Annotated in this window: 16 protein-coding genes; 10 read left to right on the top strand and 6 right to left on the bottom strand. The window is 67.6% G+C overall.

Annotated elements, in window-relative coordinates; all coding sequences use genetic code 11:
* Positions 1-7 precede the first annotated feature (7 nt).
* On the bottom strand, positions 8-982 hold the full coding sequence (locus tag ABD767_RS05620; RefSeq protein ID WP_103044306.1) for a Bug family tripartite tricarboxylate transporter substrate binding protein: 975 nt from the start codon (positions 980-982) through the stop codon (positions 8-10).
* Positions 983-1099: 117 nt separating this feature from the next.
* Here ABD767_RS05620 and ABD767_RS05615 point away from each other — a divergent pair, with 117 nt between their 5' ends.
* Positions 1100-2083, top strand: a complete 984-nt coding sequence (locus tag ABD767_RS05615; RefSeq protein WP_103044296.1) for a LysR substrate-binding domain-containing protein — start codon at positions 1100-1102, stop codon at positions 2081-2083.
* A 31-nt stretch (positions 2084-2114) separates the two neighbouring features.
* Here ABD767_RS05615 and ABD767_RS05610 read toward each other — a convergent pair whose 3' ends face one another.
* Both ABD767_RS05610 and ABD767_RS05605 read right to left on the bottom strand, forming a co-directional pair.
* Positions 2115-2363, bottom strand: a complete 249-nt coding sequence (locus tag ABD767_RS05610; protein WP_103044295.1) for a DUF2249 domain-containing protein — start codon at positions 2361-2363, stop codon at positions 2115-2117.
* Between the two features lie 97 nt (positions 2364-2460).
* The gene (locus ABD767_RS05605) at positions 2461-3375 is read right to left on the bottom strand and encodes a LysR substrate-binding domain-containing protein (protein ID WP_103044294.1); all 915 of its coding nucleotides are present in this window, start codon (positions 3373-3375) and stop codon (positions 2461-2463) included.
* A 111-nt stretch (positions 3376-3486) separates the two neighbouring features.
* On the opposite strand from ABD767_RS05605, the gene ABD767_RS05600 reads away from it, so the two are divergent.
* The 4 genes from ABD767_RS05600 (at position 3487) to ABD767_RS05585 (ending at position 8078) form a co-directional block, all read left to right on the top strand.
* The gene (locus ABD767_RS05600; RefSeq protein ID WP_103044293.1) at positions 3487-5193 is read left to right on the top strand and encodes an acyl-CoA dehydrogenase family protein; all 1707 of its coding nucleotides are present in this window, start codon (positions 3487-3489) and stop codon (positions 5191-5193) included.
* 271 nt (positions 5194-5464) lie between these two features.
* Positions 5465-6442 carry a tripartite tricarboxylate transporter substrate-binding protein gene (locus ABD767_RS05595; RefSeq protein ID WP_103044292.1) on the top strand — a complete coding sequence of 326 codons (978 nt, stop codon included), beginning with the start codon at positions 5465-5467 and terminating at the stop codon, positions 6440-6442.
* A gap of 14 nt (positions 6443-6456) precedes the next feature.
* Positions 6457-7581: a CaiB/BaiF CoA transferase family protein gene (locus tag ABD767_RS05590; protein ID WP_344868665.1), complete on the top strand. Its 1125-nt coding sequence runs from the start codon at positions 6457-6459 to the stop codon at positions 7579-7581.
* Between the two features lie 5 nt (positions 7582-7586).
* Positions 7587-8078 (top strand): hotdog fold thioesterase, encoded by a 492-nt coding sequence (locus tag ABD767_RS05585; protein ID WP_103044291.1) that lies wholly within the window; start codon positions 7587-7589, stop codon positions 8076-8078.
* 174 nt (positions 8079-8252) lie between these two features.
* Here the strand turns inward: ABD767_RS05585 and ABD767_RS05580 are convergent, their stop codons facing one another.
* The 3 genes from ABD767_RS05580 to ABD767_RS05570 form a co-directional block, all read right to left on the bottom strand.
* On the bottom strand, positions 8253-9245 hold the full coding sequence (locus ABD767_RS05580; protein WP_344868663.1) for a tripartite tricarboxylate transporter substrate binding protein: 993 nt from the start codon (positions 9243-9245) through the stop codon (positions 8253-8255).
* A gap of 23 nt (positions 9246-9268) precedes the next feature.
* Entirely contained in the window at positions 9269-10411 is a 1143-nt protein-coding gene (locus tag ABD767_RS05575) for an acyl-CoA dehydrogenase family protein (protein WP_103044289.1), read from the bottom strand.
* A 325-nt stretch (positions 10412-10736) separates the two neighbouring features.
* On the bottom strand, positions 10737-12284 hold the full coding sequence (locus tag ABD767_RS05570) for an AMP-binding protein (RefSeq protein ID WP_103044288.1): 1548 nt from the start codon (positions 12282-12284) through the stop codon (positions 10737-10739).
* 207 nt (positions 12285-12491) lie between these two features.
* Between ABD767_RS05570 and ABD767_RS05565 the strand changes: the two genes are divergently transcribed.
* From ABD767_RS05565 to ABD767_RS05545, 5 genes are all read left to right on the top strand, one after another.
* Complete coding sequence (locus ABD767_RS05565) at positions 12492-13670, top strand: acetyl-CoA C-acyltransferase (protein ID WP_103044287.1); 1179 nt, start codon at positions 12492-12494, stop codon at positions 13668-13670.
* Between the two features lie 165 nt (positions 13671-13835).
* A complete protein-coding gene (locus tag ABD767_RS05560; RefSeq protein WP_103044286.1) occupies positions 13836-14603 on the top strand; it encodes an SDR family NAD(P)-dependent oxidoreductase in 768 nt (255 codons plus the stop codon).
* A 99-nt stretch (positions 14604-14702) separates the two neighbouring features.
* Positions 14703-15701 (top strand): tripartite tricarboxylate transporter substrate-binding protein, encoded by a 999-nt coding sequence (locus ABD767_RS05555; protein WP_103044285.1) that lies wholly within the window; start codon positions 14703-14705, stop codon positions 15699-15701.
* Positions 15702-15710: 9 nt separating this feature from the next.
* Complete coding sequence (locus ABD767_RS05550; RefSeq protein WP_103044284.1) at positions 15711-16517, top strand: SDR family oxidoreductase; 807 nt, start codon at positions 15711-15713, stop codon at positions 16515-16517.
* 91 nt (positions 16518-16608) lie between these two features.
* Positions 16609-17373: an IclR family transcriptional regulator gene (locus ABD767_RS05545; RefSeq protein ID WP_344868721.1), complete on the top strand. Its 765-nt coding sequence runs from the start codon at positions 16609-16611 to the stop codon at positions 17371-17373.
* Position 17374: the final 1 nt, after the last annotated feature.

Genomic DNA, 17374 nt, shown 5'->3' with positions numbered 1-17374 from the left:
GCGCCGTTCACTCGGCTTTGATGCCGATGGACAGCGCGGTGTCGCGCCACTTGGCGGTTTCGCTGGTGAAGAAGGCGTCCAGCTGGTCGGGAGCGACGTACAGGTTCACGACGCCACGGGCGGCGACGTTCTTCTGGTATTGAGGATCTTGCACCGCCTTGGACACCGCCTGGCGCAGGGCTTGCACGATCTCGGGCGGGGTCTTGGCGGGCACTTGCAGCGTCAGCCAGAAGTCCAGGTTGGCTGCGCCATAGCCCAGTTCCTTGAGTGTGGGGACGTCCGGCAGCAGTGCCGAGCGTTCGGGTGAGGTGATCGCCAGCGCGACCAGTTTGTCGGCCTTCGCGTTGGGCAGCGCCGTCGTCATGCTGTCGAACATGTAGTCGATGCGCCCGGCCAGCATGTCCTTGGCCGCGTCGCCGCTGCCCTTGTAGGCGATGGGTTCGGCAACGACCTGGGTGAGTTTCTGGAACAGCGTGCCGTAGAAGTGCGGCGAGCTCCCGGGGCCGAAGGTGGCGAAATTGAGCCGTGCATTTTTTTGTTGGCCCTTGGCGACCAGCTCGGCAAGCGTCTTGATGCCCGCCGACGGGTGAACGACCAGCACGTTGGGCAGCGCGCCGGTAATGCCCACCGGCACCAGGTCGCGCTCGGGGTGGAAGTTTTGATCCGGGTACATCAGCGGGTTGATCGCCTGCATGGCAACCGTGGTGTGCACCAGGGTCAGTCCGTCGGGCCTGGCGGCCATGACTTGCTTGGTGCCGATGTTGCCGCTGGCGCCCGGGCGGTTGTCGATGATGACTTGCGTACCCAATTCACGCCCCAGCGGCTGGGCCAGCAGCCGCGCCATGAAATCGGTCGGGCCGGCAGCGGCAAAGGGCACGACCAGCGTGGTGGTCTTGCCGCCGCCCGGCTGCGCCATGGCTTGCATGGGTGGGATGGCGGCCAAGGCTGCGGCCAGCCAAATTCTGCGTGTCATCGGATGCATGGTTGTCTCCTGGTATTGCATTGCGATGGCGTCAGTCTGGGCGATGCAGAGGTATTTGACAAAGACTTGTTTTGTATCTCACGCATAATAAAAACGTATAGCTGAGCACTTCTTACCATGCACCTCGACCTTCGCAGCTTGCGCAGTTTTGTCGCCGTGGCCTCGGCCGGCTCGATTTCGTCGGCCGCGCAAAGCCTGCACATTGCCCAGCCGGCCTTGAGCGTGCAGATCAAGCAGCTCGAGGAACAGCTGGGCACTGCGCTGTTTGACCGGCACCCGCGCGGCGTGGCGCTGACGGCCATGGGCGAGCGCCTGCTGGGCCACGCGGTGGACATTCTTCGGCGTGTCGACGTGGCCTATGACGATGTGCGCCAGGCGGCAGATCAGCCCAGCGGCCGGGTGGCCGTCGCGCTGCCGCAATCGGTGGCCAAGTTCGTCACCGTGCCGCTGGTGCAGGCGGTGGTGCGCCAGTGGCCTTCGATTGCGCTGCAAATGGTGGAGCTGAGCTCGGGCTACATCCCGCAGCAGTTGCTGCATGGTCTGGTCGATATCGGGATGACTTTTGGCACGGAAAACGATGCCCGCATGCGTTTCACGCATGTGCTCGATGAGCAGTTGGTGTTTGTCACGTCGGCGCAGCAGCTAGGCACCGCAGCCGGCCAGCCTTCCTCCATTGCAGTGCAGGACGTGGCGCGCTTTGCCATGGTGCTGCCCACCACGGCGCAAAGCCTGCGCCGAGTCATCGACGGCTACATGGTCCAGGCGGGTGTGGAGCCGCGCATTGCGGTCGAGGTCAACACCATCCATGAAATCCTGGCGCTGGTGGCCGCCGGCATGGGCGCGACGATTCTGTCGTATGCCGCGGTGAGCGACTTGCTGGCAATCCATCGGTTGGTGGCGCTGCCCCTGGTTCGCCCGGCGATGGCGCGGTCGATTTACGTCTGCCGCTCGGCGACCTTGCCCATGTCGACGGCCGCGGCCAAGGTGCATCGGCAGCTGCTTGCCACCATCGCAGCGCAGGTGACCGGCCAGCGCTGGCCGCACGCGACGCTGGCCGCCGCGCAAGCCCACAAAAAAGATACCGCGGCGCCGGCGTGTTGAACGCTGGCGCCGCGGCTTTGTGGGGAAGGAATTACTGGCGGATGAAGTCGATCATGATCGCGCCCGGTTCGCGCTGCACGTATTCGATGCGCACGCCCTCGCCGTAGCGTTCGACCATTTGGTTGAGCAGCGGAATGGGGTCGTGGTCGTTCAGGAAGCGCATGGTCTCGCCAGGATGCAGCGCGTCGAGCGCGCCGAAGATGGCCGAGTGGCGAAAGCGCCGGGCAACGCCGCGCGCGTCGAAGGGGTAGATCGCCTCGGGGGTGGAGTGGTCGTGCATGGTGTTTAAAGATGCATTGAAAATGAATCTTCAGTATACGCAGCGACGGCGGTTTCCTGGGGCCTGTGACCCTGCTGGCAGCGCTGCCTTGCCGGGGTCAGCGCAGCGTAGCGTCAAGCCTCTCGCCGGGTGATTGCGCCGCCGCGTGAAGGCATGCCAGCAGCGTCTGCACCAGCGGGTTGTCGGGCGTCTTGCGCCACATGGCGAGCATTTCCGAGTGGGGGTGCTCGCCCAGCAGCGGGCAAAAGACCAGGCGCGGCAGGCCGGCGCGCTGCATGGCGGCGGGTACCAGCGACACGCCTTGGCCGAGCGATACCAACGCGATGACCGACAGCCAGTGGCGCACTTCGTGGCGCACCTCGGGGGCGAAGCCGTGGGCCAGGCACAGGTCGTAGATGCGCTGGTGGTAGGTGGGCGAGACCAGGCTGGAGAACAGGATCAACCGTTCATTCTTGAGCGCCGCCAGATCGATGGCGCTGTGCCCACTCAACGGGTGGTCTGCCGGCAGGCAGGCGACGAAGGGCTCGGCCACGATCAGCTCGCTGGCGATGTCCTGCGGCGGCTGGATGGAATGCACCAGCGCCATGTCCAGGCGCAGTTGCAGCAGGCCTTGTAGTTGCTCGGCGCTGTTGGCTTCGAGCATGTCCACGCGCACGCCGGGGTGGCTGCGCTGTAACTGGGCCAGCGCCTGCGGCAGCCCGCGGTACAGGCTGGAGCCGACGAAGCCCAGGCGCAGGTGGCCGGTGCTGCCCTGGGCGACGTCGCGCGTTTCCTGCGCCGCCTGGCGGCTCAGGTCCAGCAGCTGGCGGGCGCGCGCGAGCAGGTGCTCGCCCGCGGCCGTCAGGCGCACGCCGCGGCTGTTGCGCTCGAACAGCTGGGCCTGCAGCTCGTCCTCCAGCTGGCGGATGGCCACCGACAGCGGTGGCTGCGAGATGTGCAGCCGCTGGGCGGCGCGGCCGAAGTGAAGCTCCTCGGCCAGCGTGACGAAGTAGTGCAGCAGACGCAGTTCCATGACGTGTCCATTGGTGATGTGTATTGTTCATAAGTTTAATGATATTGGACTTGTATCGTCCCGTGGGTTTCAATCGGTACCTAGAGACACGATCGACTGAAGGAGAAAGCCATGTCCGCCAACGACGCCCAGCAAATCACCGCCTTGGCCAAGGCCAGCGCAGCAGCCCATCCGGTGCCCGACCGCGGCCACGTCAACAACTACGCCGAGGACAAGGAGCTGCAGCAGCTGCTGGCGCTGTACCTGCCGGCCGACCTGTATGCCCACCTGCAGCCCTACTTCGAGCGCATGGGCGAACTGGCAGGCGGCGCCGTCGATGACTGGGCGCTGGAGGCCGACCGCAACCCGCCGACGCTGGAGATGCGCAGCCGCAGTGGCAAGGAAGTGCAGCGCATCGTCAAGCACCCGGCCTATGTCGAGATGGAGAAGGTGGCCTACCAGCAGTTCGGCCTGGCCGCCATCTCGCACCGCGAGGACATGCTGGGCTGGAAGGGCAAGATGCCGCCCATCGTCAAGTACGCGCTGACCTATCTGTTCGTGCAGTCGGAGTTCGGCCTGTGCTGCCCGCTGTCGATGACCGACTCGCTCACGCGCACGCTGAAGAAATACGGCGAGCAGAAACTGGTCGACAAATACCTGCCCAAGCTGCTGGCGATGGACTTCGACCACAGCGTGCAGGGTTCGATGTTCATGACCGAGCAGGCCGCGGGCTCGGACATTGCCAACACGCTGACGATGGCCTACCCGCAGGAGGACGGCAGCTGGCGTCTGTATGGCGAGAAGTGGTTCTGCTCCAACCCCGACGCGGGCTTTGGCATGGTCCTGGCGCGCGTCGACGGCGGCCCCGCCGGCATGAAGGGCATCTCGCTCTTCCTGCTGCCGCGCTACCTGGACGATGGCAGCACCAACCAGTACCACATCGTGCGCCTGAAGGACAAGATGGGCACGCGCTCCATGGCCAGCGGCGAGATCCGCATGGAAGGCGCCGTGGCCTATCTGGTGGGCGAGCAGGGCCGGGGCTTTGTGCAGATCGCCGACATGGTGAACAACTCGCGCCTGTCCAACGGCATGCGCTCGGCCGGCATGATGCGCCGCGCCGTGGCCGAGGCCGAATACATCGCCCGCGAGCGCTGGGCCTTCGGCAAGCAGCTGCAGGATCTGCCGCTCATGAAGGTGCAGCTCGACAAGATGCGGGTGCCGGCCGAGCAGGCCCGCACCATGGTGTTCCAGACCGCGGCCACGCTGGCCCGCTCGGACGCCGGCGACAAGACGGCCTACGCGCTGCTGCGCATCCTCACGCCGATGATCAAGTTCCGCGCCTGCCGCGATGCGCGCAAGGTGACGGCCGATGCGATGGAAGTGCGCGGCGGCTGCGGCTACATTGAGGAATGGGCCGACCCGCGCCTGGTGCGCGACGCCCACCTGGGCTCGATCTGGGAGGGCACGAGCAACATCGTCGCGCTGGACGTCAAGCGCGCCATCAAGAGGGAGGGCTCGCTGCCGGTGCTGCAAGAGCACCTGCTGGGGCTGCTGGCGGATACCCAGGGCATCACCCCCGCCTACCGCCAGGCGCTCACCGATGCGCTGGCCGGGGCCGCCAAGCTGGCCGAGCGTGCCGTGCAGGACGACGGCGAGTACCTGGTGCGCCAGGCCGCCACCGCCCTGTACAACTGCACCACGGCGATTGCCATGGCCTGGGAGGCGGGCAAGACCGGATCGACCGAACGCCTGCGCCTGTCGCAGCTGGTCATCGCCCACCGCGTGCTGCCGCGCAACCCCTTGAGCGAAGGCGGCGTGCCGGCCGAGTGGGTGCAGTAAGCGCTCGATAACCCCCTCGCCCCCTTGGTTACCCATATCCACGTCTTTGTGATGAGAGTGGGTTACGCCGCATGGGCAGGGTTTGAGGCTGCTTCTCCCTCCCCCTCTGGGGGAGGGCAGGGGTGGGGGTTAGACCTTGCGCGCCGCTGGCAAGCCAGCCGAAGCCCCCATCCCTACCTTCCTCCAAAGGGGGAAGGAGTTTGCAAATACACGTTACGGCGCCCATGCATAAAGCGCCACCAGCCATCCAATCAATAACAGGAGACACACCATGCTCAAACGCAGCCTTCTCGCCCTGGCCGCTGGCGCCGCCCTTTTGGCGGCGCTGCCGGTTCAGGCGCAAGCCACTTTCCCTGACAAGCCGCTCACCTTCGTCGTGCCCTTCCCGCCGGGCGGGCCTACGGACGCCATGGCGCGCATCCTGGCGACCGAGCTGACCAAGGAGCTGGGCCAGAGCGTCATCGTCGACAACAAGGCGGGCGCTGGCGGCAACATCGGCGCCGACGCCGTGGCGCGCGCCACGCCCGACGGCTACACCATCATGTTCGGCACCTCGGGGCCGCTGGCCATCAACCAGAGCCTGTACAAGGGGCAGAAATACGATGCACGCACCAGCTTCGAGCCCGTCATCTACGTCGGCTACCTGCCCAACATCCTGGTGGTGCGCCCCGGCCTGGGAGTGAGCAGCGTGCAGGAGCTGATCGCCAAGGAGAAGGCCAAGCCCGGCACGCTCAGCTACGCCTCGTCGGGCAACGGTGCGTCGTCGCACCTGGCGGGCGTGCTGTTCAACGAGATGACCGGAACGCAGCTGCTGCACGTGCCCTACAAGGGCACGGGGCCGGCGCTCAACGACTTGCTGGGCGGACAGGTGGACATGACGTTCACCGACATCCTCACTGCCATGCCCTACATCGAGGGCGGCAAGGTCAAGCCGCTGGGCGTGGCCACGGCCAAGCGCTCCAGCGCGCTGCCCGATATTCCGACGATTGCGGAGCAGGGCGTCAAGGGCTATGACGTCAGCGTCTTCTTTGGCGTCGTGGCGCCCAAGGGCACGCCGGCCGATCGCATCCAGGTGCTCAACCAGGCGTTTGCCCGCGCGCTCGACTCGGACAGGGTGCGCAGCAGCTTTGCCAAGCAGGGGCTGGAGGCATCGCCCGACCACACGCCCGCCTATCTGGGCCAATTCATTCGCACCGAGGTCGACAAATGGGCCAAGGTGGTGCAGCAGGCCGGCGTGCGGCTCGATTGATGGAGAAACCTGAAATGACCATGCCAATCAATCCGGGCGCGCTTGCCGGCATCAAGGTACTGGATCTGTCGCGCATCCTCGGCGGGCCGCTGTGCGGCCAGATCCTGGGCGACCACGGCGCCGACGTGCTCAAGGTCGAGCCGCCCCAGGGCGACGACACGCGCGCCTGGGGCCCGCCGTTCAAGGACGGCGTGGCGTCTTACTACTACGGGCTCAACCGCAACAAGCGCATCCAGTTCCTCGACCTGTCTGGCGCCGAGGGCCAGCAGCGCGTGCGCGCGCTGATGGCGCAGGCCGACGTGGTGGTGGAGAACTTCAAGGTCGGCACCATGGAGAAATGGGGCATTGGCTACGAGCAGATGCGCCATGAGTTTCCGCACCTCGTCTGGTGCCGCGTGACCGGCTTTGGCGCCGACGGCCCGCTGGGCGCGCTGCCCGGCTACGACGCCGCCATCCAGGCCATGGCCGGGTTGATGAGCATCAACGGCGACGCTGACGGCGATCCGCTGCGCGTCGGCCTGCCGGTGGTCGACATGGTGACCGGCATGAACGCGGTGATCGGCGTGCTGCTGGCGCTGCACGAGCGCGCCAGGAGCGGCCTGGGCCAGCTGGTCGACGCGGCGCTGTACGACAGCGGCCTGTCGCTCCTGCACCCGCATGCGGCCAATTGGTTCATGAGCGGCAAGGTGCCGCAGCGCACCGGCAACGCCCACCCCAACATCTACCCCTATGACGTGATCCACACCGGCGGCGCGCCCATCTTCCTGGCCGTCGGCAACGATCGGCAGTTCAGGCTGCTGTGCGACTACATCGGCCAGGGCGCGCTGGCCGACGATGCGCGCTTCACCACGGCGGGGCAGCGCTCGGTGCACCGCGCCGAGTTGAAGCCGCTGCTCACCGAAGCCTTCAAGGATCGCGATGGCCAGGAGCTGGCCGACGCGCTGATGGCAATCGGCGTGCCCGCGGCGCCGGTGCTCGACGTGCAGCAGGCGCTGCAGCACCCGCACACCCAGCACCGCGCCATGGTGGTGCAAATGCAGGACGGTAGCCGGGGCCTGGGCGCGCCGGTCAAGCTCAGCCGCACGCCAGCCAGCTACCGCCTGCCGCCGCTGAGCGAGGGCGAGGATTTCTTAGACTAGGACGCATGACAAAAACTTCTGCTTCCAATCCGACCGGTGCGCCGGCCGCCACCGCCAATCACGCCCCCAACTCCTTTGCCGGCGAGCCGCCCGGCGTGCTCTTTGGCCTGCCCATGCCGATGGCGCGCGCCATGGGGCTGCGCGGCGTGAGCGTTGGAGGCGACCAGGCGCAGGTGTCCATGGATACCCAGGCAGACATGAGCAACAGCCGCGGCCAGGCCCACGGCGGCGCCATCGCCACGCTGCTGGACTGCACGCTGGCCGCGGCCGTGCGCGCCCACGACCCGGCCGGCCACGGCGTGGCGACCATCGACATGACGCTGCACTTCGTGGCGACCGGCAGCGGCACGCTGACCGCCAGCGCGCACTGCGACCGGCGCGGGCGCTCGATCAGCTTTGCCCGCGGCGAGGTGCGCGACGCCGCCGGTGCGCTGGTGGCCACGGCCACCGGCAGCTTCAAGCTGATGCCGCGCACCCCGGCCGCCAGTGGGGCCTGAGCTTTCCGAGACGAGCAGGTTGCTTTGCCTACCTCCGTCACGGCCGCGCGCAGGTCAGAGCAAAGGCGTGTTGCAGGGTGTGACGGCGGTGGCGTCGCCAGCGGCCTGGAGCCATCGCTGACAGTGATTGGATGCTGGCGCGCCTGCGATGACAGGGCGCCGGCGGGGGTGGTCTCAGTCCAGCGAAATCTGCGCCGCGTCGACGATGGACTTCCAGTGCGCCGCGTCGCGTTCGAGTACGGGCTTGAATTCCTGCGGCAGCGAGCCCACGGGGATCAGACCCATTTCGGACAGGCGCCGGTTCATGTCCGGCGTATGCACGATGGACGCCACCTCGCGCCCCAGCTTGTCGACGATGGCCTGCGGCGTGCTGGCAGGCAGGAAGACGCCGAACCAGCCGTTGGCTTCAAAGCCGGGGTAGCTGACTTCGCCTAGCATGGGGGTGTCCGGCAGTGCCGGGTGGCGCTGCGAGCCGGTGACGGCGAGCACCCGCAGCTTGTCGGAGCGCAGCTGAGGGTAGGCGGCCGTGGCATCGACAAAGGCCGCCGTGACCTGCTCACCGAGCACCGCCGCCATCTCCGGGCCCGAGCCCTGGTAGGGGACGTGCATCAGGTCGGTGCCGGCCTTCATGTTGAACTGCTCGATGTGCAGGTGCGACGACGTGGCGTTGCCGTAGCTGGCGGCGCTGAGCGTGCCGGGCTGGGCCTTGGCGCGGGCGACGAGTTCCTGGATGGTCTTGATGCCGGTGCTGCGCGGCGTGAAGATGACGTCGGCGGAGCGGGCGATCTGCGAGACGGGCGCGAGGTCGGCCAGCTTGTACGGCACTTTTTTGTACAGCGACGGAATCTGCACCACGGTCGTGATGCCCAGCAGCACCGTGTAGCCGTCGCCGGGCGCCTTGGCCACGATGTCGTTGCCCAGGATGCCGCTGGCGCCGGGCTTGTTCTCCACCACCACGGGCTGGCCCCAGCGCTGGGCCAGCTGCGTGCCGATCAGGCGGGCAATGGTGTCGGTGCCGCCGCCGGCCGGGTAGGGCACGATGAGGCGGATGGGCTTGCCCGGGTAGCTGTCCTGCACCTGCGTCTGCGCCTGCGCGGTGCCGATGGCGCAGGCTGTGGCCAGCGCGATGAGGGGCAGGGCCAGGGCCTTGCGTCGGGTGAATGCCATGTTTGTCTCCGTTGGGTTTGGGTTCACAGCGTGCGGGCGATGATCTCTTTCATGATCTCGTCGCTGCCGCCGTAGATGCGGCCGATGCGCGCGTCGGTCCAGGCGCGGCCCACCTGGTATTCGGTCATGTAGCCGTAGCCGCCGTGCAACTGCAGGAACTCGTCGAGCAGCTTGTTCTGCAGCGCCGTGGCGTTGAGCTTGACCATGGCCGCGCGCTCGGGCGTGAGCTCGCGGCGCATGTGCAGCGCCATGCAGTCGTCGACGAAGACGCGCAGCATGGTGGCCTGGGCCTTGGCTTCGGCCAGCTTGAAGCGCGTGTTCTGGAACTCGAACACGCTCTGGCCGAAGGCCTTGCGTTCGCGCGTGTAGTCCACGGTTTTCTGCAGGAACGCCTCGACCGACGCGGCGGCGCGCACCGCCACCACCAGGCGCTCCTGGGCCAGCTCCTTCATCAAATACTTGAAGCCCAGGTTCTCCTCGCCCAGCAGGTTGCCCACGGGCACGCGCACGTTGTCGAAGAACAGCTCGGAGGTGTCCTGCGCCATCAGGCCGATCTTCTCCAGCTTGCGGCCCTTGCTGAAGCCGGGCGTGCCGTCCTCGACGACGATCAGCGACACGCCCTTGGCGCCCAGCTCGGGCGCGGTCTTGGCGACGACGATGACGATCTCGCTGTTGATGCCGTTGGTGATGAAGGTCTTGCTGCCGTTGATGACGTATTCATCACCCTCGCGCCTGGCCGTGGTGCGCACGGACTTGAGGTCGCTGCCCGCGCCGGGCTCGGTCATGGCGATGGCGCCGATCAGCTCGCCCGCGGCCATGCGCGGCAGCCAGCGGTCTTTCTGCTCCTTGCTGCCATAGGCAAAGATGTACGGCGCGACGATGTCCGAGTGCAGCGGAAAGCCGAGGCCGCTGGCGCCGGCGCGGGCGATTTCTTCGAGCAGCACTGCGGCATGGCCGAAGTCGCCGCCGCCGCCGTAGGGCTCGGGCAGCATGGGGTTGAGCAGCCCCTCGCGCCCGGCTTTGCGCCAGACCTCCTTGGGCACGATGCCGTCGCGCTCCCACTGGTCGTGGAAGGGTTCGACTTCACGTTCGAAAAAGCGCCGCGCCTGCTCGCGCAATTGCTCGTGGTCTTCGCGGTAGATGGTGCGGGTGATCAGGTCTTGCATGGTGGGACTCATTGATGGGGTTGAAGAACTTGGCTGAACAGCGGCTGTTTCTCCCTCCCCCTCTGGGGGAGGGCAGGGGTGGGGCCGGCGGCGCTTGAGCCAAGGGCAAGGCCTTTCTTGGCATGGCTGGCCCCCATCCCCACCTCGGTGCTGGCGGCGGGACGCCACCGCTCTTCAGGCCGTCCAGTTCCGCATTGGCGGAACTGGAGCCGCGGCCTTCAGCCCCAGAGGGGGAAGGAGTAAGGCGGGCGTGCGTAGGAGTGTGTGCATATTCACGTCAAACCAGGCTGCAACGCTTATCAAGTAAGCGCAGGTAGCCATTGTTTTAAGAGTCCCTCAGGGCGAATCCGGCCTGCGGCGCGTCGCGGTACTGCTCCTTGAGCTTGCGGCGCAGCAGCTTGCCGGTCTCCAGTCGCGGCAGGGCGTCGACGAAGACCATGCGCTGCGGCAGCTTCAGGCGCGCGAGCACCTCGGCGGCCTGGTCGGCAATGGCGCGGGCCGTCTGCTGCGTGGCCTCGGCGCCCGGGCGCAGCACGACGGCGGCCAGCGGCACCTCGCCAAAGTCGGCGTCGGGCACGCCGACCACGGCCAGCTCCTGCACGCCGGGGTGGCGCGCCAGCGCGTTCTCTATCTCCTGCGGGTAGAGGTTGACGCCGCCCGACAGGATCAGGTCGGCGCGCCGGTCGCTCAGGAACAGATAGCCCTCGGCGTCCACATGGCCTATGTCGCCATAGGTCACCCAGCCGCGCTCGTCGATGGCCTGGCGCGTCTTCTCGGGGTCGTTCAAGTAGCTGAACTGCCCGCCGCCCGAGAAATACACCTGGCCGATCTCGCCCGCGGGCAGTTCCTGGCCCTGGTCGTCGACGATGTGCAACTGGCCCGTCGTGGCGCGGCCCACCGAGCCGGGGCGCTGCCGCCATTCGGCGGAATTGATCATCGTCGTGCCGCAGCCCTCGGAGCCGGCGTAGTACTCCAGCAATATGTCGCCCCACCAGTCGAGCATCGCGTGCTTGACATGAACCGGGCAGGGCGCGGCGGCGTGTATGGCCATGCGGTGGCTGGACAGGTCGTAGCGCTTGCGCACCTCCTCGGGCAGTTTCAGCAGGCGCCCGAACATCGTGGGCACCCACTGGCTGTGGGTGACGCGGTGGCGTTCGATGAGGGCCAGCGCGCCTGCAGCATCGAAGCGCTCCATGATCACGGCCTGCCCACCGAGTTCGAGCACGCGCAGCGTGTAGCGCAGCGGCGCGGCGTGGTACAGCGGCGCGGGCGACAGGTAGACCGTGTCCTCGCCCATGCCCAGGCGCTGCGCCGTGCCTTCGGCCTCGGGGTCTGCCTGGCCGCGCAGCTGGGCGGGCCACAGCGGTTTGAGCACACCCTTGGGCCGGCCCGTGGTGCCAGAGGAATACAGCAGGTCGCGCCCGATCGGCCGGTCGGAAAAATCCACCGGCGGGCCTTGCAGCGCGGCCAGTGCCGCATGCAGCGATGGCGCCTGGGGCGCTGCCTCGTCCACGCTCCAGCAGGGCAGGGTGCAGCCTTCGAGCTGGGGCAGGGTCTTGGCGGAGGCCACGACCAGGCGCGCGCCGCAGTCCTGCACTATGTAGGCCACCTCGTCGACCGTCAGGTGGGTGCTGAGCACGGCGGCGTACAGGCCGGCCTCGCGCGCGGCCAGCGCCAGCGCCAGGATCTCGACGCGGTTCTCCAGCAGCACGGCAAAGCGCTCGCCTGCCTGCAGCCCCTGGGCCGCCAGCCATTGCGCCATCTGCTGCGCCTGCTGCGCCAGCGCGCCGGCGGTGGTGTCGCGGCCCTGGTCGGCCATGAACACCACCGTCCGATCGGGGGCCGCTGCGGCGCGGCCAAAGAAATCCTGCATGCCTGTCACCCGTGGTTTGCACGCGCCGCCGGGATGGTGGCGCATTCGGGAAATACGGACTTCATGTCTCGTAAATCTGATACTCCAGTGAATTCTTTCAGGCAAACAGTTCAAGAAGCATGGGGTAAACACGCTGTTAAGGACAAACTAACAGCCATGAAATTGGTTTTAATGGATCATTCGTTTCATTAACCGTATGGAGTGAATATGAGGAATCCAGTCATCGTCGACGCCATTCGCAGTCCCATGGCCCGGGCCAAGCCTGATGGCGCGCTGGCCGAGTTGCATCCCGTGGATCTGCTGTCGCAGGTGCTGCAGCAGTTGGTGGAGCGGAGCAAGATCGACCCCGGCCAGGTCGATGACGTGATCTGCGGCTGCGTGAGCCAGGCCGGCGAGCAGGCCGGCACGCCCGGCCGCCTGGCCTGGCTGGCCGCCGGCCTGCCCACGCATGTGCCGTCGACCACCATCGACCGCAAATGCGGCTCCAGCCAGCAGGCGGTGCACTTTGCGGCCCAGGCCATCATGGCCGGCGCGCAGGACATCGTCATTGCCTGCGGTGTGGAATCGATGAGCCGCGTGCCCATGGGCAGCTCGCGCATGGGCAAGAACACCACTGGCGCGCGCTTCGACGCGCGCTACGCGCCCGGCCTGGTGGGCCAGGGTGTATCGGCCGACCTCGTCGCCGCCAAGTGGGGGCTGCCCCGCACCGACCTGGACGGCTACGCCGCACGCTCGCACCAGCGCGCCCATGCCGCCCAGTCGGCCGGCCGCTTTTCCCGCGAGATCGTCGGCATCGACACCCCCGCTGGCCGCGTGACGCAGGACGAGACCATCCGTGCCAGCACCACGGTGGAAAAGCTCGCCGGCCTCAAGGCCGTGTTCCAGAACGACGAGCTGTCGGCGCGCTTCCCGCAGATCCAATGGAGCACCACGGCCGGCAACGCCTCGCAGATGACCGACGGCGCCAGCGCCATGCTCATCATGAGCGAGGAGCGCGCGCTGCAGCTGGGCCTCACGCCGCGCGCGCGCTTCGTCGCGTTTGACGTGGTGGGCGACGACCCGCTCTACATGCTGACCGCCCCCATCCCCGCCACCCAGCGCGTGCTGGCCAAGGCGAAGATGACGCTGGACGCCATCCACCACTACGAGATCAACGAGGCCTTCGCCAGCGTGCCCATGGCCTGGCAGAAAGAGCTCAAAGCCGACGGCGAACGCCTGAACCCGCGCGGCGGCGCCATCGCCCTGGGTCACCCGCTGGGTGCATCCGGCATTCGCCTGATGACCACCATGCTGCATGCGCTGGAAGACAGCGGCGGGCGCTACGGCCTGCAGTCGATGTGCGAGGCGGGCGGCATGGCCAACGCCACCATCATCGAACGACTGTAATTTTGCGCATGACTCCCTCCCCCTCTGGGGGAGGGGAGGGGAGGGCAGGGGTGGGGGCCGGCGGCGCTCGCGCCCGCACATACCTGGGTAGCGCAAGCCAGGCCCCCATCCCCACCTTCCCCCAGAGGGGGAAGGAGCCGAACACGGACCCCAAAAGGAGTAAACATGAAACTGCAACAAGGAATGACCGCCCTCGTCACCGGCGGCGTCTCGGGCCTGGGCGAGGCCACGGCCATCGCGCTGCTGGAGCGCGGGCTGAATGTCGTCGCCGTCGACCTGAACGACGAGCGCGGCCAGGCGATGGAACAGAAGTACGCCGGCCGCCTGCGCTACGTCAAGGCCGACGTCTCCGACGAGGCCCAGATGCAGCAGGCCGTTGCGGCGGCCGAAGCCTTCGGCAACTTCCGCGCGCTCGTGCATTGCGCCGGCATAGGCGGCCCGGTGCGCCTGATCGAGAAGGACGGCAGCGCCGGATCGCTGGAGAAATACACCAACATCATCCGCGTCAACCAGATCGGCAGCTTCAACACGCTGCGCCTGGCGGCCGTCGCCATGGCCAAGAACGAGCCGATCGACGGCGAGCGCGGCGCCTGCGTGCTCACCGCATCGGTCGCGGGCTACGAGGGGCAGATCGGCCAGATTCCCTACGCATCGTCCAAGGCCGGCGTGATCGGCATGACTATCGTCGCCGCGCGCGACCTGGCGACCAAGTTCATCCGCGTGTGCACCATCGCCCCGGGCCTGTTCGACACGCCCATCCTGGCCAAGCTGCCCGACAACATCCGCCAGTCGCTGGCCGCCTCCGTACCCAACCCGGCGCGCCTGGGCCACCCGTCCGAATACGCGATGACCGCGCTGCACATCCTGGAGAACCCCATGCTCAATGGCGAGACGATTCGCCTGGATGGGGCGATCCGCATGCAGCCGCGGTGACATCCGGCCTTCGCGCTTATCCGTAAAGCGTCAGCAGCTCACTTTTTCGAGTGAATTGCGCAGGCGGCCGTCGCGCCGCCCAAGCACAAGGAGACACACATGCCCCTCTACAACCGCCGCCGCGCGTTGCGCCTGGCCGCAGCCGGCACTCTGCTGGGCTTGGGCGCCCTGATGGCGGCCCCGGCCGCCTGGGCGGACGCCGCCTGGCCCCAGCGCCCCATCACCTTCGTCGTGCCGGGCGCGGCCGGCGGCACCACCGACACGCCGGTGCGCTTTTTGGCGCAACGCCTGGGCGAGCGCCTGGGCCAGCCCATCGTGGTGGACAACAAGCCCGGCGCGGGCGGCATGCTGGGCGCCAACCTGGTGGCGCGCGCGCAGCCCGACGGCTACACCGTACTGGTGGGCAACACCGGCTCCAATGCCATCAACTACACGGCCTACCAGAAGCTCAACTACAAGCCGGGCGACTTCATCGCGCTGACCGACATGATCTCGTTCGCCAACGTGCTGGTGGTGCCCGTGAAGTCCCCCATCAAAAGTCTGGCAGATCTGATCGCCGAGGCCAGGAAGGAGCCCGGCAAGCTGGCGTTCTCGTCCGCCGGCGTGGGCCAGACCACGCACCTGATGGGCGAGCTGTTTCGCCAGCGCGCGGGGGTCGACGTGGTGCACGTTCCGTACCGGGGCTCGGCCCCGGCGACGTTGGCCATCGTGGCGGGCGAGACGCAGTTCATGTTCGACAACCTCACGGGCTCGCTGGTCCACGTCAAGGACGGCAAGCTACGCGCCCTGGCCGTGACCGGCGCCACGCGCGAGCCCGAGCTGCCCGACGTGCCCACCATGACCGAACTGGGCATGAAGGACTTCGACAAGGTTGGCTGGATGGGTTTCTTCCTGCCCGCCGGGACGCCGCCCGGGATCGTCAAAAAACTCACCGACGGCCTGATCGCCGAGCTCAAGGATCCGGCCGTGGTGCAGCGCTACCAGGAACTCGGTGGCCGGCCCGGCGGCATGGACAGCGCGCAATTCACGCAGATGGTCGAGCGCGACCGCAAGGACTGGGGCGAGCTGATCCGCAGCCAGAAGCTGCAGCTCGACTGAGGACGCGCCATGCCCGATACCCACTCCTTCACAGGCCACCATGTCTTCGTCGCCGGCGGTACCAGCGGCATCAACCTTGGCATTGCCCAGGCGTTCGCCCGCGCTGGCGCCCATGTCACCGTCATGAGCCGCTCGCCCGACAAGGTGCAGCAGGCCACCGAGGGGCTGCGCGCGCTCGGGGCGCAGGCGCTGGGCATCAGCGCCGACGTGCGCGATGCGGCGGCGGTGGAGGCGGCGCTGCGCCAGGCGCATGAACGCTTTGGCGACATTGACGTGCTCGTCTCCGGGGCGGCCGGTAATTTCATCGCGCCGGCCAAGGACTTGTCGCCCAATGGCTTCAAGACCGTGGTGGACATCGACCTGAACGGCACCTTCCACGTGCTGCGCCTGGCCTACCCGATGCTGAAGAAACCCGGCGCCAGCGTCATCAACATCTCGGCGCCGCAGGGCGTCAACCCCACCATGTACCAGGTGCATGCCTGCGCCGCCAAGGCCGGCATCGACATGATGACGCGCGTGCTGGCCATGGAGTGGGGCGAGGCGGGCGTGCGCGTGAACGCCATCGCGCCCGGGCCGATCGAGGGCACCGAGGGCATGCGCCGCCTCGCTCCCTCGCCCGAGGCGCTGGCCGACGCGGTCGCCGGCGTGCCGCTGCAGCGCATGGGCACGCTCGACGATATCGCCCACATGGCGCTGTTCCTGTCGTCACCCCAGGCCGGCTACGTGACGGGCGCGGTCATCCCGGTCGACGGCGGCTCGTCGCTGCGCGGCGGGCGCGACATGCGCGCGTCCTACGTCCCGCGGGACGGGGCATGAGCACCGGGCCTGCGCGCGCGCTTTGGCGCAGCCGCGCCGGCACGTGAATCAGGCGAGAATCCAGGCTTTTTGGGATCGATAGACAGTGAACATGGAAGCGGACGGCAAACTGGTCAGCGCCCTGGTGCGCGGTATTTCCGTGCTGCGTTGCTTCTCCAACAAATGCCAGGAGCTCAGTGCCAAGGAGCTGATGGATCTGACCGGCCTGCCCAAGCCCACGCTGTTTCGCCTGACCGAGACGCTGTGCGAGCTCGGCCTGCTGCGCTATTCGGAGCGCCTGTCCAAGTACGTACCCGGCCTGGGCCTGCTGCAGCTGTCGTCGCCCGTGCTCACGCGCATGGCGCTGCGCCAGTTCGCCCGCCCCCACATGCAGGCCCTGGCCGACCTGACCGAGGGCCAGGTGCAACTGGCCGTGGGCCACCGCCGCGAGCTGTGCCTGGTGGAACTGGCCAATGGCATGGGCAACACGGTGTTCCGCCAGGAGGTGGGCGTGTCCATGTCGCTGTCGCGCACCGCCACGGGCCGCGCCTATCTGCTGGGCATGGCCGAGGACGAGCGCGCGGCCTACCTGCGCGACCTGCAGGCACGCAACCCGCAGCGCGCCGCCTGGCTGGAGCAGCGCCTGGTGAACGCGCGCGAAGACATGGCGCAGTACGGTTTTTGCCGCAGCCACGGCGACCTGCACAGCGAGATCGAGTCGATTGCCGTGCCGATGAGCCAGCCCCAGGACAGCGAGCTGTGGATCTTCGCGCTGTCGGTGCCGGTGTTCAGCCCGCTGTACGGCAAGCTCGAATCCGATCTGGGCCCGCGCCTGCGCACGCTGGTGCGCTCGGTCGAGGGGGTGCTGGGGGTTTGAG

The organism is Comamonas faecalis (assembly GCF_039538025.1).
GTDB lineage: Bacteria > Pseudomonadota > Gammaproteobacteria > Burkholderiales > Burkholderiaceae_C > Comamonas_C > Comamonas_C faecalis.
This window is presented reverse-complemented; position numbering and strand designations above follow the sequence as displayed.

Excerpts from the sequence above, each read along its gene's own strand:
- ABD767_RS05620 (WP_103044306.1), bottom strand. The coding sequence starts at position 982 with ATGCATCCGATGACACGCAGAATTTGGCTGGCCGCAGCCTTGGCCGCC.
- ABD767_RS05615 (WP_103044296.1), top strand. The coding sequence starts at position 1,100 with ATGCACCTCGACCTTCGCAGCTTGCGCAGTTTTGTCGCCGTGGCCTCG.
- ABD767_RS05610 (WP_103044295.1), bottom strand. The coding sequence starts at position 2,363 with ATGCACGACCACTCCACCCCCGAGGCGATCTACCCCTTCGACGCGCGC.
- ABD767_RS05605 (WP_103044294.1), bottom strand. The coding sequence starts at position 3,375 with ATGGAACTGCGTCTGCTGCACTACTTCGTCACGCTGGCCGAGGAGCTT.
- ABD767_RS05600 (WP_103044293.1), top strand. The coding sequence starts at position 3,487 with ATGTCCGCCAACGACGCCCAGCAAATCACCGCCTTGGCCAAGGCCAGC.
- ABD767_RS05595 (WP_103044292.1), top strand. The coding sequence starts at position 5,465 with ATGCTCAAACGCAGCCTTCTCGCCCTGGCCGCTGGCGCCGCCCTTTTG.
- ABD767_RS05590 (WP_344868665.1), top strand. The coding sequence starts at position 6,457 with ATGACCATGCCAATCAATCCGGGCGCGCTTGCCGGCATCAAGGTACTG.
- ABD767_RS05585 (WP_103044291.1), top strand. The coding sequence starts at position 7,587 with ATGACAAAAACTTCTGCTTCCAATCCGACCGGTGCGCCGGCCGCCACC.
- ABD767_RS05580 (WP_344868663.1), bottom strand. The coding sequence starts at position 9,245 with ATGGCATTCACCCGACGCAAGGCCCTGGCCCTGCCCCTCATCGCGCTG.
- ABD767_RS05575 (WP_103044289.1), bottom strand. The coding sequence starts at position 10,411 with ATGCAAGACCTGATCACCCGCACCATCTACCGCGAAGACCACGAGCAA.
- ABD767_RS05570 (WP_103044288.1), bottom strand. The coding sequence starts at position 12,284 with ATGCAGGATTTCTTTGGCCGCGCCGCAGCGGCCCCCGATCGGACGGTG.
- ABD767_RS05565 (WP_103044287.1), top strand. The coding sequence starts at position 12,492 with ATGAGGAATCCAGTCATCGTCGACGCCATTCGCAGTCCCATGGCCCGG.
- ABD767_RS05560 (WP_103044286.1), top strand. The coding sequence starts at position 13,836 with ATGAAACTGCAACAAGGAATGACCGCCCTCGTCACCGGCGGCGTCTCG.
- ABD767_RS05555 (WP_103044285.1), top strand. The coding sequence starts at position 14,703 with ATGCCCCTCTACAACCGCCGCCGCGCGTTGCGCCTGGCCGCAGCCGGC.
- ABD767_RS05550 (WP_103044284.1), top strand. The coding sequence starts at position 15,711 with ATGCCCGATACCCACTCCTTCACAGGCCACCATGTCTTCGTCGCCGGC.
- ABD767_RS05545 (WP_344868721.1), top strand. The coding sequence starts at position 16,609 with ATGGAAGCGGACGGCAAACTGGTCAGCGCCCTGGTGCGCGGTATTTCC.